Here is an 18,019-nt window from a genome sequence, read left to right as displayed (position 1 = left end):
TAGTACTCATTTACATTTCATTATTTAAATGCTTTTTACATTGTTTTCTTAAATTAAATAAATGTAATCTTAATTATTATACATTAGTATTAAAAAAATATACAAATAATTAAAAAATATCTTATTACCATTATAATACCACATTTTTTCAGTTAAAATAATAAAAGCAATCAAAAGGATGTGAAATAAAATTGAAAGCAATATTTCCGGGTAGTTTTGACCCAATTCATAATGGACATCTTAATATTATTAAAAAAGCTAGTGCTCTCTTTTCAAAATTGTATGTTGTTGTTACTAATAACTTAGAAAAAACAGGACAAACTGACATTAAAATCCGGGCAGCAAAAGTTATTGCTGTTTGTCAACAAATTAATCCACACATTGAAGTTGTCATTAATGATAAAATGTTAACCAGCGATTTTGCAAAAGAATTAAAAGTTAACTATATTATTCGAGGATTACGAAATAATAATGATTTAAAATATGAGATGGAATTAGCTTTTGCTAATAAAAAATTAAATGAAAATCTTGAGACAATCTTCTTTGTTGCTGATTATGGCTTAACGGAAATTTCTTCAACCTTTTTAAAACAAATTGAACAACTAAAAAAATAACAATAGACTTCTTGCGATACCCTTTTTTATTAAAATATTATTATAAAATATAATTTATGAGGACATAAAAATATGAACAATAATAAATTTAATACTCTTAATGATAGAGAATGGTTAAGATTAACAGGAATAAAAAAATTCACTTTTAATAAAATGTTAGATATTTTAAAAGTTGCTGAAATAGAAAAATTTAAAAAAGGTGGTAAAACTAATAAATTATCATTAGAAAATAGATTATTGATGACTTTATTATATTGACGATAATATCAGACTTATTTTCATCTTGGTAAAAGTTTTGATATTAGTGAGGCTAATTGTTATCGTAATATTAAGTGAATTGAAGATATTTTAATTAAAAACTCTGATTTTCAACAACTTGCTGGTAAAAAAGCACTAATAAATGATTATTTTAATGATAAAACTATTATTATTGATGCTACCGAAACTTCAATCCAACGCCCAAAAAAAGACAAAAACAATCTTATTCTGGTAAAAAGAAAAAACACACGATCAAAACACAAGTAATTATCGAACAAGAAACCAAAAAAATTATTGCAACAAGTTTTTAGCTCGGAAAAAAACATGATTATGCTTTATTTAAAGAATCAAAAATCCCAATTTTAAAAAATACCAAATTAATAGTTGATAGTGGTTATCAAGGAATACAAAAAAATCACAATAATGTTCTAATACCTACAAAGAAAACAAAGAAAAACCTTTTAAACAAAGAACAAAAGCAATATAATAGACTGGTTTCAAAAATGAGAATTATTATTGAAAATATTTTTGCTATTCTTAAAAAATTTAAAATTATTACAGAAAAATATCGTAATCGAAGAAAAAGATTTGGTTTAAGATTTAATTTAATTGCCTCAATTTATAATTTACAATTATTATATTTAACATAAAATATTTATTTAAAATTAAATAATTTAAATAATAAATTAATTTTTCGTTGTGGAAAAATATTAAATTTTTAAATAAAAAACATAATTAATTAAAATTATATTTTTCTATTAGTATCTTTTTTACAAATATTTGCAATTTTTTAACAAGTAATGCAAGAAGTCTAATAAAGGGGGAACTAAAATGAAATTAAATAACATTAAAAGTGTCTTTATTTCAGGAGCAAGCAAAGGAATTGGCTTTGAATTAGCAAAACAATACTTAACGAACCATATTAATGTTTTTTGTGTGGCAAGAAATACAACACCAATTACAATCTGAGCAAAAGAACAAAATCTAACCAGTTATTTACAAACATTTAATTGTGATTTAAGTCAAATTGCAACCAACAGAAAACTAATTTCTGAACTTAATAAAATTGATTTTGATATTATGATCAATAATGCTGGTTTTAGTGTTTTCGGAATGTTTGAGAATACTAACATTGATGATGAACTAAATTTAATTGATTTGAATATTAGACTTCTTGCGATACCCTTTTTTATTAAAATATTATTATAAAATATAATTTATGAGGACATAAAAATATGAACAATAATAAATTTAATACTCTTAATGATAGAGAATGGTTAAGATTAACAGGAATAAAAAAATCCACTTTTAATAAAATGTTAGATATTTTAAAAGTTGCTGAAATAGAAAAATTTAAAAAAGGTGGTAAAACTAATAAATTATCATTAGAAAATAGATTATTTATGACTTTATTATATTGACGAGAATATCAGACTTATTTTCATCTTGGTAAAAGTTTTGATATTAGTGAGGCTAATTGTTATCGTAATATTAAGTGAATTGAAGATATTTTAATTAAAAACTCTGATTTTCAACAACTTGCTGGTAAAAAAGCACTAATAAATGATTATTTTAATGATAAAACTATTATTATTGATGCTACCGAAACTCCAATCCAACGCCCAAAAAAAGACAAAAACAATCTTATTCTGGTAAAAAGAAAAAACACACAATCAAAACACAAGTAATTATCGAACAAGAAACCAAAAAAATTATTGCAACAAGTTTTTCGCTCGGAAAAAAACATGATTATGCTTTATTTAAAGAATCAAAAATCCCAATTTTAAAAAATACCAAATTAATAGTTGATAGTGGTTATCAAGGAATACAAAAAAAATCACAATAATGTTCTAATACCTACAAAGAAAACAAAGAAAAACCCTTTAAACAAAGAACAAAAGCAATATAATAGACTAGTTTCAAAAATGAGAATTATTATTGAAAATATTTTTGCTATTCTTAAAAAATTTAAAATTATTACAGAAAAATATCGTAATCGAAGAAAAAGATTTGGTTTAAGATTTAATTTAATTGCCTCAATTTATAATTTACAATTATTATATTTAACATAAAATATTTATTTAAAATTAAATAATTTAAATAATAAATTAATTTTTCGTTGTGGAAAAATATTAAATTTTTAAATAAAAAACATAATTAATTAAAATTATATTTTTCTATTAGTATCTTTTTTACAAATATTTGCAATTTTTTAACAAGTAATGCAAGAAGTCTATTAAAAGTCTCCAATTTATGACTAAATACTTCTATTTAAAATATCATAAAACTAACACCGAAAAAAGAATTATTAACCTCGCGCTTCCATCGCCGCCTTCCAACCAGGACCATTATATGCCACTTATTTTGCCTCAAAAAGTTATGTTTTAAATTTTAGTTGTGCAATAAATTTTGAATTGCAACAACAAAAATCTAAATTAAAGGTAATTGCGTTATGTCCCGGTCCAATCAAAACAGACTTTTGAAATAGAGCCCAATATCAAAGTAAAAAACTACCACCTGGTAGCATGAATGTTACTAAATTTACTAAAATTGCTTTTAAAAAAATTAATCAAACAAAAAGAGACGTTGTTTTAATTGGCAGTAAAAATAAAATTAATGTTTTTTTCGCAAAGCACTTACCTCGTAAAATGGTTTTAAAACAAGTCTATAAAATGCAAAAATCAGGTTTATAATTTATAACCTAGAATACAAACTACAATAAATTAACTTTTTTTTAAGTTAATTTTTAAATAAAAAAACATTATTTTATAGTCCTTAATAATTAAAGATAAATAAAATAATGTTATTAATTAAAATATATCATATTGATAAAGAGATTTAGTATTTTTAAATAAAATAGGTAATATAAAAATTATAATCATATTTAAAATAAAGTTAGTTTAAAAAAATAGTTCATTAATTTTATTCAACATTATTATCATTATAATCATTTGTTTTAAGAAACTATAATTTTAAAATAAAATTTGGCTTGAGTTTTCACTCAACTAAATAAACTAGTATTTTTGACAGTAGCTTTAGCGGTAAATTTCGCAGTTATGACATTATCAGAATATTGCAAATTTAAAATTAACTTTACGTTTACTACATCAATCTTTCTTTAACTCTTATTCCCTCATACATAGCTACTATAAGTTTCTTCTGCTAATGTTTTTTCATCTTCTTTATTATTTATTAATGGCATATTAACTACATAACCTAGCGGTGAATAAACCCTTCGATTAAAATAATTAAATTCATACCCTTCAACTCAATAATTACTATTTTCTTTAACTTCTACCTTAAAAAAATTATATTTTGTTCCTGTTGGTAATTTTTTTGATCAAATAAATGTATTCTTATCCGAATTATTTATATAAAAAGCGGTCACCTTCGTAATTGGTGTTGCCAATTCTGAATCTTTCACAAAATTAGATTTTTTTTGATGAATCTCAGTTTCTCTTTTTACTATTTTTTTGCTTGTTGACTAGATTCTAAGTTAGCTTTGAAATCAGTACCTTCAAAATTATTTTTTACATCATATAAACTCGTAGCATTTAATGTTAAAATTGGTGCAACGCCAATTGTTAATACACTTACTTACTAAACTTAAAATTTTTTTCATTTAAAATTAACCTTTCTTTATCTCTTAGGACATCCTAAGATAGTATTATCCTACCTTAAGGCACAAGAAAATTATTTTTTAATATAAAATAATGATAAGAATCATATTTAAATCAAAAATTCTATTATTTAATTAATAGTTTTACCGCATTTGTCGCTTTAATTTAACTTAAAAAAACAAAAAATATTGAGATTCAATATTTTTTACCTTGTTATTTTTTAATTTTTTCCTAGCAAATCAAACATATTTTTTTTATAAATTTCAACACCAGGTTGATCAAACGGATTTATTTTTAATAAATAAGCTGACATCGCACATGCTTTCATAAATCAATATGATAAATAGCCAAACATTTTGTCATCCATTGTCTCAAATTCCAAAATAATATTAGGAACATGTCCTACTTTGATATGAGCGGCGATAACACCTTGGATTGCAGTTATATTGACCTCGTGCAATGTTTTTCCTGCTAGATAGTTTAAGCCATCAATGTCTTGCTCTGCTTTGGTTAAAGCAAGATCTAATTGTGGTTTTTTAATTTCAATAACTGTTTCAAATAAGATGTTTTTTGTTCCTTCTTGAATAAATTGACCAAGAGAATGTAAATCTGTTGAAAAAATACATGATAAAGGTAGTAATCCTTTTGAATCTTTTCCTTCTGATTCTCCGAATAATTGTTTTCATCATTCAGTAATCATCTGCATTTGTAGCTCATAAGTTACAAGCATTTCAGCTTTATATTTTTTTTCGTAATTCAAAATATAACGGCCAACAGCATATTTATAGGCATAATTAGTTAAATCATCAATTAAAGTGTCTTGATAAGCTTGTTGTGCTCCTTTAAAAACATTGTCAACGTCAATACCACTTACGAGCATTGCAAAAACCCCAACCGGAGTTAAAACTGAATACCTTCCTCCAATATCATCAGGAATTACGAAGGTTTGATATCCTGCTTCATCAGCTAATGTTTTTAATGCACCTTTATGCTTATCGGTAATTGCAACAATTAATTTTGCTGCTTTTAGAAACCCTTCTTTTTTCTCTAAAAGCTCCTTACATAGACGAAATGCAATCGCTGGTTCAGTTGTTGTTCCAGATTTAGAAACAACACAAATTCCAAATTTCTTATTTTGAAGATATTGTAAAACTTGTGCCATATAAGTTGAAGACATTGTATTACCAAGATAAATTACTTTGACTTTTTGTTGACTATATAACCCATTAATCATTTCAATCGCAGCACGAGCACCAAGATAACTCCCACCAATTCCAATTACTAATAAAACATCAATTTCATTCGCTAATTGTTTTGCTGTTTGTTTCATTGCTGCAAGTTCTGCTTGATCATAAGTATTTGGTCATTCAACCCAACCTAAAAAATCACTTCCTAGGCCAGTTTTGTCATGAATCATATGGTGAATATCTTTAACTTGTCCTAAATACTTCTCGAAAACAGCTTCACTTAATGCATTAGTAAAATTTACTTTGATCATTTTAATAATATTGCCCGCTTTCTATCTAAAAATCAATTTATTTATAAAATTTAAACGTTTTATTTACTTGTTAACGAAGTAATTTTTTCACATAAAGGTTGAAAACCTGCTCCCGTCTCTTGAATTTGACTGTTGTTTTTCTTCAGTAATTCAGGTCGGCAGTTTTTATAACTTAATTTAACTTGTTTCTTAACTGGATCAAAATCAAGTACTTCCACTTCAACATTGTCACCAAAATTAACAAATTCTTTAATGTCTCTTACAAAGAAATCTGAAAATTCACTAATGTGAATTAATCCATCCGCGTTCTTTAACTCACAGAAAGCACCAAATGGTGTAATGTTTTTTATCTTCGCAATAACTTTACTTCCTTTTTCATACATAATTAGTCACAGCCCCTTTCTAAAACTATAATAATTATACCGCTAGAACTATGAAAATCATTTTCTAAATCAGAAAAAAATTTATTAGCCGCATATAAAAAGGATTATATCACCTTATTTTAATAAATTACGGCGATATAATCCGTTATTTTCATTATTATCCTCATTATTTCCTTCTTGCTCAGGTTTTTCTTCTTTATAAGAATCAGTATAATGACAATTTGGATAATTAGTACAAGCTTTAAAGTGTTGAAAACGTTTATTAAATTTTAAAATAATTTCACCAACACCACACTCTGGGCATAGCCCAAATTTAGGACCAGTTTGGTGAATATAGCGACATTTTGGAAAACCAGAACAAGCAATAAATTTTCCATATTTTCCATAACGATATACCAAATCACGACCACACTCTGGACAATCAATTCCCGCTTTTTCAACCGGAATCTCTTCCATTAATTCCATTGCTGCTTCAATTCGTGGTTCAAAGCGTTCTCAAAATTCTTTTAATAATGGTTTAGGGTCTGCTTCACCATGGGCAATCACATCTAAACTTTCCTCAATGGTTGAAGTATATGTTTCATTAATAATATCATTAAAATATTCTTGCAACTTATCACTTGTTAAAATTCCTTTTTCTGTTGCTTTAATAGCTTTATTTTCGACAATAATATACCCACGCTCTTTTAAAGTACGCATAATTGGGGCATAAGTTGATGGTCGACCGACACCAATTTCTTCTAGTGTTTTAATTAATTTTGCTTCAGAATAACGACTTGGTGGTTTTGTAAAGTGCTGAATTCCAAATAATTCATTTAAATTAATAATTTGGTTTGGTTTCAAGGCTGGTAATTTTGCAATTTCTTCATCATCATCTAATGCGGAACATTTTAAAAAACCATCAAACTGAATCGTACTTCCCGTCATTCGAAATTCATAATTATTATTATCTAAAATAATTGCTTTACTTAATAATTTAGCACTAGCCATTAAACTAGCAAGAGCACGATTATAAATAATTTTATATAAACGTAATTGATCACGACTCAAATATTCTTTTGCTGCATCAGGTGTCATCATTAAATCAGTTGGTCGAATTGCTTCATGGGCATCTTGCACATTTTTTTTATTTTTAGCAGGAGTTTTAACTTCACCCAAATATTTTTGCCCATACTGAATCGTAATATAATCAAATGCATCTTGAATAAATTTATCACTTAACCGAATAGAGTCTGTTCGAGGATAACTAATAAACCCCGTAATATCATCTTTTACTTTAATTCCTTCGTATAGTTGTTGCGCAATTAAAGAAGTTTTATTTGAAGCAAACCCAAACTTACTACTTGCTTCTTGTAACATTGTTGATGTTGTGTGTGGATTAGGTGATTTTCGGTGTTTTTCTATTTCCTTAACTTGAACAACAACAAAATCTTTTTTTAATGCCTTTTTAATTTTTAAAACATCAGTTTCATTTTTTAATTCAATCTTTTCATCTTTAAATTTTGTTAATTTAACAACTGCTTTTTTATATAATCCTTCAACAGTTCAATATTCTTCGGGAACAAAAACTTGTCATTCTTTTTCTCGTTCAACAACTAATTTTAACGCAACAGATTGTACTCGTCCAGCTGATTTTGACTTAATCTTTTTTTGTAACAATTTACTTAATCGAAACCCAATAAAACGGTCAAGAATTCGGCGTGCTTCTTGTGATTTTACCAAGTTCATATCAATATCAGTTTGATGATGAAACGCTTCTAAAACGGCTTCTTTTGTAATTTCATTAAAACGAACACGACGCGATTTGTCATTACAATTTAAAACTTCATTCAAGTGATATGCAATCGCTTCTCCTTCACGGTCGGGGTCCGTTGCAAGAATAACTAAATTTGCAGCTTTAGCTTCTTGTTTTAATTTTTTTACCAGTTCTTTTTTACCACGTTCCATCTTGTAAGTTGGTTCAAAAGTTTCAATATCAACACCCAGACCATACTCACCCTTTGTTGATAAGTTTCGAATATGTCCTTCTGAAGATAATACTAAATAACCATCACCAAGATATTTTTCAACTGCTTTTGTTTTTGTGGGGGATTCCATTATTACCAGCGTATTCGCCATTTTTTCTCTCCTTTAAATTGGATAATACATTACAATAATTATTATACATAATATTTCAAAAAAACTATTTAAATTTATTTTTTCAAACTAAAATAGATTTTGAATCTTATTAATAATCATATCAATCGTATTTGCAACACTTGGAACTGTAAAATAAAGAATAACAATAACCCCAACTAGTAACAAAATTATTCCAATAATAGTCATACTAATTCAAAAGGCTTTGACATTAAATCTTGAGCGAATTACAACCCCAATTTGTTTTTCATCGATTTTCTTATTCCAATTTTTCTTTACTTGATAAAAATTATCAATTAACTTATCATATTGTTTTTGCGTAAGCCCAAATTCATTCATAACTTCAAACTGATCCATCTTGCTATGACCAAATTCATCAAAGATTTTATCATAAATTTCTTGTGCTTGAATTTTTCCCATTAATGTCTTAATGGTGTAATTTTTATATGTTCCCAATCCGGGTGATGTATCAACCACTCCTTTTACAAAACTATTTTTAAAACTTTCTTCTGTTTCATCATCTATCATTGGTTCAACTTTCGTTGGATCTAAATCAATTACTGGAGCATTTGTATCAAAAAAATCATGTAAATTTTCTGTAAAATTATTGTCAAAATTATCATCATGTTCTGCTTTATTAACAATTGGGGGAGTGGGGTCATTGAATTCAGCAGTATCGAAGAAGAAACTGTGTTCGTCATCCTGTTCGTCATCAAAGTGACTATCAAAATCATCATCAAAATTAAATAAATTAAAAACATTATTTTCAGATAGTGAATCAATTTTTGCCTTTCCTGCAGGTTCAATGACATCTTTTACTTCTGAGCGATTCTCCGCATTTAAAATTGTTGGTGGTTCATTTTGGATTACTTCTTCTTGTTCAGTTGTTAATGGTAATTCTGGTAAAATAATTGTTTCTGAACTAGTTACAGTTGACCGTGACTCTTGTTTTTCATTTCTTTTTTCTCAAGCTTCAATTAAAGTTTTATTTAAAGATTCAGCTTCTTTTAAATGACGAAGTGAAGTATCTAACGTATTTTTAAATTCTTTGTATTCACCACCACTTGTTTTTGGCTGATTACGATCGCGGCTAATAAACTCATCTAAAATTTTAGAAATATGAATTGCTCAATTATATTCATCTTCAGCACTAAGCGGACCGACAGGACGACGAAAATCATTATAATTACTTTCTTTCGCGAATGGGCGAGAATTATAATACGGTGAATAAGGATCATCCAAATATTGTTGATTACGATAATCATACCGATTATGATATGATGACATATTTCGCATATCATTCTCAGGCCCTAAATTTGGCAATGAAGAAGGATTCACCGTTTGATTAATATTTTGATACGGTGGCGTTGGATTTACCATTGCGGGAGATTGTTGTTGTAATGGTGTTGGTTGTTGAATTACTGGCGAATAATTATACTGCGATAACAATGGGGGATATAAATTTTGTGGTAGGGTATACTGCACTCCTGATGGGGGAGTAGGATATGGATAAAACGGTGGATATGGATATTGATAATAACTAAAAAAATCAGGATTATAATGAATCCGACAATTATTATGACAACCCTTACTATGACCCTTTTTTATGTTTTCACCCATATTATTCACCCTATTCGCAATTTAATCACTTATATTAATTATAACATAAAAGCAATGAAATAACATTTTCGATCTTGGAACTTAAAATTATACAAAATAACTAGTTTAATTTCAAGACAGTTGAATGGATTTTGCACAATGTTTTTAATGGTTTTAATTTTCATTGTTTCATTATGTCTTAAATTCCTTCCCTTCTTTTTTACCCCCGAACAATAATTTTATTATTTTATCAGCTGTTAATAGATCGTCTGAATAGTCAGGACGTCTTCATTAAGGTAATTAAAGATAAAAAATAAAAAAAGTATTTTATTAAAATACTTTTTTATAAATCAATTATTTTTTAATTGCTGTTCCAGCTTTACCAGCTAATGCTGCTTTTGCTTGCGCTAATTCAGCAATAATAGCAAATTTTTGATCACCTAAATTAGCAAATTTTATTGCTGCTTGAACTTTTGGCAACATACTACCTGGCACAAATTGATTCTCAGCAATATATTTATTAGCATAAGCTAATGTTAAAACATCTAAAGTTTCTTGATTAGGTTTCCCATAATTAATTGCAACTTTTGCAACTGCTGTTAAAACCATTAATTTATCAGCTTTGATTAATTCTGCTAATTTTGCACTAGCAAAATCTTTGTCAATTACAGCAGGAACACCTTGATAACCACTGGCAGTTTTCACAACGGGAATTCCCCCACCACCAACAGTAATAACAATATGCCCCTTGTTGATTAAGTCCTAAATAATATGTTTTTCAACGATGTCAACGGGTTGTGGTGAAGCAATTACGCGTCGTCATCCTCGCCCGGCATCTTCTTTAACGCTAAAACCATTTTTGGCAGCTAATGCTTTTGCTTCCGCTTCTGCATAAAAAGCCCCAATTGGTTTTGTTGGATTATTAAAAGCCTGATCTTTTTGATCAACTTCAACTTGAGTTACAATCGTCACAACACTTTTATTAATTTTTCGTTTATTTAGTTCATTTAAAATTGCATTTTGCAAATGATATCCAATATAAGCTTGTGACATTGCCCCACATTCTGGAAATGGCATCATTGGGATTTTATTATTAACATGTGATGCTTCATCAAAAGCATTGTTAATCACTCCAACTTGTGGTCCATTCCCATGCGCAATAATTAATTCATCACCGTTTTCGATAATATCAACCATTGCTTTTGCCGTATCTTTTACAATTTCTTGTTGTTCAGTGGGGGAATTTCCTAAAGCGTTTCCCCCTAACGCAACAACTATTCTTGCCATAAATTTACATATCCTTTCTTAGTCTTAGAATCAAGTCCCAGTATTTGAAATTGGTAATAAAGTACCAACTGCCAACAAGACAATTGACCCAATAGTAATTCCAACAAGTAATGGCCATGATGCTTTAATAAAGCTGTCATATGGAACTTTTGAAATTGATAATGCTGCCATTAAAATTGCACTAGTTGGTGAAACTAAGTTAATAATTCCATTTGCAAATGAAAAGGCAGTAATTGTTCCTGATGCTAATCCAGCAGAAACTCCGTTTGCAACTGGTCCTAAAATCGGAAAGACCGCTGTTGCAAATCCTGAACTTGATGGAATTACAAAGGAAATAATTAAGAAGAAGAAGAACGCCACCATAATAAAACCAGTTTTTCCTAACGATGACATTGGTGAAGATAATCCACTAACTAATTTAGTTTGCATTCCAGTATTTGTCATAATGAAACCAATTCCAGCTGCAAACGCAATAATTAAACACACTGATAAAATATCAGCTGATCCACGGATAAAACTATTAACATAGTTTTCTTCTCCCTTTCAGTTAATTAATGCAATAATAAGTGATGAAATAAAGAATAACGCTGAAATTTCCATAAAATATCATTGTCCTAATGGCGCAAAGAAATGCGCAATATACGGAGCATGTTTGCTAACTAACTCAGTAAAATCAACAAAGACCGGTATTCCAAACTTATCTCACCCAATTAAGGCAAAAATCATTAAAGCAAAAGCAATCATAAAAATAACCATAATTGCTTTTCGTTTTTTAGTATATTCAGGTAAATCAGCCGCAATTGCAAATTCTGCTTCATAAAAATCTTTTTTATCAAATAATGGTGATTTCCCTGGCGTACGACGAACACGTAACGCATATCAAACAACAAAAGAAATTCCTCCTGCTGTTAATAATAATCATGTTACTACTCTTCAAACAATTCCTGTTGATGATGTTAATTCAGGAACACCAGCATTAGAAACTGCAATTTGAACTACAAAAGGGTTTAAAGTTGACCCGATACATCCAATTCCAGCTCCCAATAAAATCGTCATAACAGCTGTCAAGACATCAAATCCAGCAGCTAATAAGACCGGAATAATAACAGGATATAACGCAATTGTTTCTTCTCCCATTCCGTAAGTTGTTCCTCCAACTGAAAATAAGAACATTACAATTGGAATAATTCAAATTTCGCGACCTTTCATTTTTGCTACTAACCGCCCAATTCCGGCATCTAGTGCTTTTGATTCAATAACGATTCCTAAAAATCCTCCTAGCACTAAGATAAAGATAATAACATCAACTTTATCTTTAAAACCATTCATTGGCGCTAAAAATAAGTCAAAAATCCCAGCTGGTCCCCCCGCATACGTCTTTTTATCCGCATCAGTTCAAGCCCCTGTTGTTCCTGGAATTCAAGAAATAATAATAATAAACAATGTAAGTACTAATAAAATTGTGAATGCCGTTGGTAATTTAAACTTAAACTTCTTTTTATTTTTTACATCCATTTCTGCAACCCTTTCTGAATTCTATTTTTCAACAAATTCTAATCACGAATTGTTGCTAGCATTACTGCTTTAATAATATGTAAACGATTTTCTGCTTCTTCAAAAACACGTGAATATTTTGATTGAAATACTTCATCAGTAACTTCTAATTCACCAGTTCCGCCAAATTGTTTAATTACTTGTTGGGCAGTATCAGTTTCAGCATCGTGGAAACTTGGTAAACAATGTAAGAAAATAACATCTTCTTTTGCTTGTTTCATTTTTTCCATTGTTACTTGGTATGGTGTTAAATATTTAATTCTTTGTCCTCACACTGATGGGTCTTCTCCCATTGATACTCATACATCAGTTGCAATAGCATCAGCATCTTTTGCTGCTGTTTTATGATCTTTCGTTAAAGTAATTGATCCACCATGTTCTTTAGCAATAGCTTCTACTTTTTTTAATAATTCTTTGTCTGGTCATAAATCTTTTGGTGCACAAGCAACAAAATGCATTCCTAATTTAGCACTAACAACCATATAACTATTTGCCATATTAAAACGTGAATCTCCAAAGTAAACAAATTTTAACCCTTTCATGTTACGACGACCTTTTTCTTCTTGTAATGTTAAAATGTCCGCTAACATTTGTGTTGGGTGAAATTCGTCAGTTAAACCATTTCAAACTGGTACTCCTGAAAATTTTGCTAAAGCTTCAACATCGGTTTGTTTGAAACCACGGAATTGAATTCCATCAAACATTCTTCCTAATACTTTTGCTGTATCTTCAATTGATTCTTTTTTCCCCATTTGACTACCACTTGGTCCTAAATAAACAGGGTGCATTCCTAAATCAAATGCTCCTACTTCAAACGCACATCTTGTTCGTGTTGAATCCTTTGCAAATAACAATGCAACAGATTTACCAGCTAATGGTTTTTGTTCTGTTCCAGCATATTTTGCATCTTTTAATTGTTTTGCTAAATCTAATAAATAATAGATTTCTCTTTGTGTGAAATCTAATAAAGTTAAAAAACTTCTTCCTTTTAAATTTACAGCCATATTATTTTTTCTCTCCTTTTAAAATGTAATATTAATTTTTTAAATGTCTTCTTTTCAAATTGGCATCGACATACAACGAGGTCCACCACGTCCCCGTGATAATTCAGATGAAGCAATGACATGAACTTTAACTCCTGCCGCTTTTAATTCTTCAATCGTAATATGGTTACGTGAATAAGCAATTACTTCGCCAGGACGAACTGTAATTACATTTGTTCCATCATTTCATTGTTCTCTTGCTTGCGAAATTGGGTCTTCACCACCACACTTAAAAATGTGCACTGGTTTTCCAACTTCTGCTGATAAATAATCTTTAATTGTTTCTTTAATTTCTGTGACCCCATTTTTTGTAATCTCAAAAATTTTAAATTCACCCATTGCTTCAAAAATTAATGGATGAGCGATAAATTTATCATAATCAATATTTGTAAAAACAGTATCTAAGTGCATGAAAGCACGATTTTTTGTTTTTAAATCTAATGCAATTACTTTTTCATAATTAACTGAATTATTTTCAATTAAATTTTTTGCTACTTTTTTAATTGCTTCCATTGATGTTCATTGTGATGCACCAATGATTAATGTTTTTTTGTTTAAAACTAAAATGTCTCCACCTTCTAAAGTTTCTTTTTCATCACGACTATATCAGTAATTAATTTTATCTTTAAAACGTGGGTGATGTCTTAAAACAACATCAGAAAATAATGTTTCACGATTTCTTGTTATCGTAAACATTTTGTGAATTGTTGCTCCATTCCCAATTGATGCAAATGTATCACGTTGGAATAAGATATTTGGTAGAGGGTCAACTGCTAATGGATAATCATCAGTTATCTCAACTCCTAATTCATATTTTGTCACTCCGACAATCATTTTATTAACAAGAGCTTGATTATCTAATTTGTCTAAATAAGTACGTAATTTACTAATATACTCTGCTTTTGCACCGGATTCTTTTAAGAATTGTTCTAATAAAGTTTGCCGCATTTTTGGATCAGTTTCTAAAACTTCAGCGACTAATTTTTCAATAGACTTCTTGCATTACTTGTTAAAAAATTGCAAATATTTGTAAAAAAGATACTAATAGAAAAATATAATTTTAATTAATTATGTTTTTTATTTAAAAATTTAATATTTTTCCACAACGAAAAATTAATTTATTATTTAAATTATTTAATTTTAAATAAATATTTTATGTTAAATATAATAATTGTAAATTATAAATTGAGGCAATTAAATTAAATCTTAAACCAAATCTTTTTCTTCGATTACGATATTTTTCTGTAATAATTTTAAATTTTTTAAGAATAGCAAAAATATTTTCAATAATAATTCTCATTTTTGAAACTAGTCTATTATATTGCTTTTGTTCTTTGTTTAAAGGGTTTTTCTTTGTTTTCTTTGTAGGTATTAGAACATTATTGTGATTTTTTTGTATTCCTTGATAACCACTATCAACTATTAATTTGGTATTTTTTAAAATTGGGATTTTTGATTCTTTAAATAAAGCATAATCATGTTTTTTTCCGAGCGAAAAACTTGTTGCAATAATTTTTTTGGTTTCTTGTTCGATAATTACTTGTGTTTTGATCGTGTGTTTTTTCTTTTTACCAGAATAAGATTGTTTTTGTCTTTTTTGGGCGTTGGATTGGAGTTTCGGTAGCATCAATAATAATAGTTTTATCATTAAAATAATCATTTATTAGTGCTTTTTTACCAGCAAGTTGTTGAAAATCAGAGTTTTTAATTAAAATATCTTCAATTCACTTAATATTACGATAACAATTAGCCTCACTAATATCAAAACTTTTACCAAGATGAAAATAAGTCTGATATTCTCGTGAATATAATAAAGTCATCAATAATCTATTTTCTAATGATAATTTATTAGTTTTACCACCTTTTTTAAATTTTTCTATTTCAGCAACTTTTAAAATATCTAACATTTTATTAAAAGTGGATTTTTTTATTCCTGTTAATCTTAACCATTCTCTATCATTAAGAGTATTAAATTTATTATTGTTCATATTTTTATGTCCTCATAAATTATATTTTATAATAATATTTTAATAAAAAAGGGTATCGCAAGAAGTCTAATATATAAAACTTCTACACCTAAATCTTTAAAAACTTTTGCAAAAGCATCATGTTCTTTTTGGGCAACTGCTAAATCTGGTGTATCATCAAATAATAACCTTTCTAGCAAATCTGGTGATAAATTAGCTAATTCATCGCCAGGACGGTGTAATAAAACGGTTTTTAATTGACCGATTTCTGAGTAAACATTAATACCATATTTTTCTGCCATGTTACATTTCCTCATTTCTTTCTACGTTAATCTTTAATAAAACACTTTAATAAAAATATCTTATTAAAAAATTTTAAAGATAAATATGCAAAAAAAGTAAAAAACAAATTGTTTTTAAATATACAGGATGCTTATCAAGTTGTAATATTTTAATATCATTTAAATAAATATACTTTTTTGTATTCGTTATTCTCCTAGCACAATATATATTTATTGACAATATGACTTTACATATTGCAGAAGTAAAGATGCCATTCCTTACTTTTTTATCCTTATACCTCTAATCTTATACTCTTTTAAATAAAAAAACAATAAATTTCTTATTGTTTTGCAGTATTAATAATATTAGTTGAAGTCAAAATATTCATTAATAACTCATGTAAGCATTGAATAATTTGTACTAATGGAACAACTTTATTACGATAGTCTGTTATTTTTTGAGCAATTTCTAATCTTTTTTCTGGTGTTAATCCAATAACAAATTTATGATAAGTTTCCACTTCTTCAACAATTTTTGCTTTGTTAAATTCTGGTAACTTAATTTTTCCCTCATTAAAATCTTTCTCAATTTTATCAATATTTTCTAATTGTGTTTTTAATTTTTCTTCTTCTTGATCAACTGAAAATTCAGTTAAAACAATATCGCGTTGTAAAAATAATCCTAATTGATTTACTAAATTTCAAATTTCTAACGCATCACTTGCTTGATTAATATCTTCTAAACATTTATCAAGGGCTGAATCTAAACTCTTAATTTCTTCATCATAAATTTTTGTTAATTCAGTAATTTCTACTTTCATCATATCTACGAAAAGTTTATTTAAATCAACTGGACTTGATTCTTTGGCACTAGCCATAAAATCGTTTAAAAAACGAGGTAACGGAATAATTGCATTAAATAATTTACTTACTTCAATTAGTGTTGTCACTTTCTTTTGATCAACTTCTTCGGGTGTTTTATCTTCTAAATATTCAGTTCTAATATCATCAAATAAAGGTTTAATTTCTGTTTTAACAAAATTAAATAAATCCTCAAAATTAGTTTTAAATTTAGCTCCTGCTAAAAATGCTTCAATTTTTGGGTTTTTTTCTGCAGTATCCTTTTGATAATCTACTTCAAAAAGATCAATATATTTTGTTAAATAATTCATCATTCCTTTTTCAACATCTGCTCAGAAATTATTCTGTTGTGTCATAATATCATATCCCTCTATTTCTATAAATTATTATGTACTCCAATTTTACCGTAAAATAAAAATTTATGTTATTTTAATTTGTCTTTTCTTGATTTTCTTTAATTTTTTGACGATTAACTAACAAATTATTTAAATTAACAACAATTGAAACTAATAACGCAATAATTAAACTTAAGACAATTAAATATAAAATATAATATTCTGGTTTTCGAAAATCTTGAAAAAAATATGGAACATAATAATTTTTGGCAGGAGTACTATAATTTCATAACTTTTCATCAATCGGAGTTAACAATAATACTATTTGTCGTAAAGCAATAAAAATTGTTTAGAAAATGGGATGAAGATAAAACTTGTATAACTTTCGTGCATAAAAATCACGATGATTAATTATTTTTTTCAAACCTAAAACAAAAATAAATAATAAAAATAATTGGACAAAGTCAATGTTGAACAACAGTACTAATCCAATAAATTGTAATATTATTCCAACTTGCGGTAAAAGTTTGTCTTGTAATTGCACCAATCACACTACCGATTGTAAAAAACAAAAAAGTTAACA

At 27.7% G+C, this 18,019-nt stretch carries 18 protein-coding genes and 3 pseudogenes; 7 read left to right on the top strand and 14 right to left on the bottom strand.

The window, feature by feature from the left end; all coding sequences use genetic code 4:
• The first annotated feature begins 191 nt into the window (after positions 1-191).
• The 7 genes and pseudogenes from coaD (at position 192) to MSROBK_RS02215 (ending at position 3,565) form a co-directional block, all read left to right on the top strand.
• On the top strand, positions 192-614 hold the full coding sequence (gene coaD, locus MSROBK_RS02235; protein ID WP_040092887.1) for a pantetheine-phosphate adenylyltransferase: 423 nt from the start codon (positions 192-194) through the stop codon (positions 612-614).
• Between the two features lie 72 nt (positions 615-686).
• Positions 687-1,522, top strand: a pseudogene (locus MSROBK_RS02230) (IS5 family transposase).
• Positions 1,523-1,703: 181 nt separating this feature from the next.
• The gene (locus tag MSROBK_RS02225; protein ID WP_052443433.1) at positions 1,704-2,081 is read left to right on the top strand and encodes an SDR family NAD(P)-dependent oxidoreductase; all 378 of its coding nucleotides are present in this window, start codon (positions 1,704-1,706) and stop codon (positions 2,079-2,081) included.
• 26 nt (positions 2,082-2,107) lie between these two features.
• Positions 2,108-2,560, top strand: a complete 453-nt coding sequence (locus MSROBK_RS12870) for an IS5 family transposase (RefSeq protein WP_040092885.1) — start codon at positions 2,108-2,110, stop codon at positions 2,558-2,560.
• On the top strand, positions 2,545-2,718 hold the full coding sequence (locus MSROBK_RS12865; protein ID WP_127092996.1) for a transposase: 174 nt from the start codon (positions 2,545-2,547) through the stop codon (positions 2,716-2,718). The genes MSROBK_RS12870 and MSROBK_RS12865 overlap by 16 nt, the downstream gene beginning before the upstream one ends.
• Positions 2,684-2,944 carry a transposase family protein gene (locus MSROBK_RS12860; RefSeq protein WP_258272983.1) on the top strand — a complete coding sequence of 87 codons (261 nt, stop codon included), beginning with the start codon at positions 2,684-2,686 and terminating at the stop codon, positions 2,942-2,944. Before MSROBK_RS12865 ends, MSROBK_RS12860 begins: the two co-directional genes overlap by 35 nt.
• A gap of 252 nt (positions 2,945-3,196) precedes the next feature.
• The gene (locus tag MSROBK_RS02215; protein ID WP_084217940.1) at positions 3,197-3,565 is read left to right on the top strand and encodes an SDR family NAD(P)-dependent oxidoreductase; all 369 of its coding nucleotides are present in this window, start codon (positions 3,197-3,199) and stop codon (positions 3,563-3,565) included.
• 425 nt (positions 3,566-3,990) lie between these two features.
• Here MSROBK_RS02215 and MSROBK_RS02210 read toward each other — a convergent pair whose 3' ends face one another.
• From MSROBK_RS02210 to MSROBK_RS11420, 14 genes and pseudogenes are all read right to left on the bottom strand, one after another.
• Entirely contained in the window at positions 3,991-4,296 is a 306-nt protein-coding gene (locus tag MSROBK_RS02210) for a hypothetical protein (RefSeq protein WP_052443432.1), read from the bottom strand.
• A 416-nt stretch (positions 4,297-4,712) separates the two neighbouring features.
• Positions 4,713-5,990 carry a glucose-6-phosphate isomerase gene (locus MSROBK_RS02205; RefSeq protein ID WP_040092881.1) on the bottom strand — a complete coding sequence of 426 codons (1,278 nt, stop codon included), beginning with the start codon at positions 5,988-5,990 and terminating at the stop codon, positions 4,713-4,715.
• A 59-nt stretch (positions 5,991-6,049) separates the two neighbouring features.
• Positions 6,050-6,373 carry a S1 RNA-binding domain-containing protein gene (locus MSROBK_RS02200; protein WP_040092880.1) on the bottom strand — a complete coding sequence of 108 codons (324 nt, stop codon included), beginning with the start codon at positions 6,371-6,373 and terminating at the stop codon, positions 6,050-6,052.
• 114 nt (positions 6,374-6,487) lie between these two features.
• Positions 6,488-8,491, bottom strand: coding sequence for a type I DNA topoisomerase (topA, locus tag MSROBK_RS02195; protein ID WP_040092879.1), 2,004 nt, complete (start codon positions 8,489-8,491; stop codon positions 6,488-6,490).
• Between the two features lie 87 nt (positions 8,492-8,578).
• Positions 8,579-10,129, bottom strand: a complete 1,551-nt coding sequence (locus MSROBK_RS02190; protein ID WP_040092878.1) for a hypothetical protein — start codon at positions 10,127-10,129, stop codon at positions 8,579-8,581.
• Positions 10,130-10,462: 333 nt separating this feature from the next.
• Positions 10,463-11,395: pseudogene (arcC, locus tag MSROBK_RS12305) on the bottom strand (carbamate kinase).
• 24 nt (positions 11,396-11,419) lie between these two features.
• Complete coding sequence (locus MSROBK_RS02180; protein ID WP_040092877.1) at positions 11,420-12,910, bottom strand: YfcC family protein; 1,491 nt, start codon at positions 12,908-12,910, stop codon at positions 11,420-11,422.
• A 38-nt stretch (positions 12,911-12,948) separates the two neighbouring features.
• Positions 12,949-13,953 carry an ornithine carbamoyltransferase gene (gene argF, locus MSROBK_RS02175; protein ID WP_040092875.1) on the bottom strand — a complete coding sequence of 335 codons (1,005 nt, stop codon included), beginning with the start codon at positions 13,951-13,953 and terminating at the stop codon, positions 12,949-12,951.
• A gap of 39 nt (positions 13,954-13,992) precedes the next feature.
• Entirely contained in the window at positions 13,993-14,973 is a 981-nt protein-coding gene (locus tag MSROBK_RS02170; RefSeq protein ID WP_227991502.1) for an arginine deiminase, read from the bottom strand.
• A 172-nt stretch (positions 14,974-15,145) separates the two neighbouring features.
• Positions 15,146-15,619: a transposase family protein gene (locus MSROBK_RS12855; protein WP_181382060.1), complete on the bottom strand. Its 474-nt coding sequence runs from the start codon at positions 15,617-15,619 to the stop codon at positions 15,146-15,148.
• Positions 15,561-15,980 carry a transposase family protein gene (locus MSROBK_RS12850; RefSeq protein ID WP_040092874.1) on the bottom strand — a complete coding sequence of 140 codons (420 nt, stop codon included), beginning with the start codon at positions 15,978-15,980 and terminating at the stop codon, positions 15,561-15,563. Before MSROBK_RS12850 ends, MSROBK_RS12855 begins: the two co-directional genes overlap by 59 nt.
• Positions 15,981-16,036: 56 nt before the next feature.
• Positions 16,037-16,261: pseudogene (locus MSROBK_RS02160) on the bottom strand (arginine deiminase family protein); the annotation flags it as partial.
• A 320-nt stretch (positions 16,262-16,581) separates the two neighbouring features.
• Complete coding sequence (locus tag MSROBK_RS02155) at positions 16,582-17,457, bottom strand: hypothetical protein (RefSeq protein WP_040092871.1); 876 nt, start codon at positions 17,455-17,457, stop codon at positions 16,582-16,584.
• A gap of 73 nt (positions 17,458-17,530) precedes the next feature.
• Positions 17,531-17,752: a hypothetical protein gene (locus MSROBK_RS11420; protein ID WP_168226815.1), complete on the bottom strand. Its 222-nt coding sequence runs from the start codon at positions 17,750-17,752 to the stop codon at positions 17,531-17,533.
• Positions 17,753-18,019 lie beyond the last annotated feature (267 nt).

The sequence above is a fragment of the Spiroplasma poulsonii genome, assembly GCF_009866525.1.
In the GTDB taxonomy this organism is placed as follows: Bacteria; Bacillota_I; Bacilli_A; order Mycoplasmatales; family Mycoplasmataceae; genus Spiroplasma; species Spiroplasma poulsonii.
The sequence above is the reverse complement of the archived record's forward strand: the minus strand, read 5'-3'. Positions and strand labels throughout refer to the sequence as shown.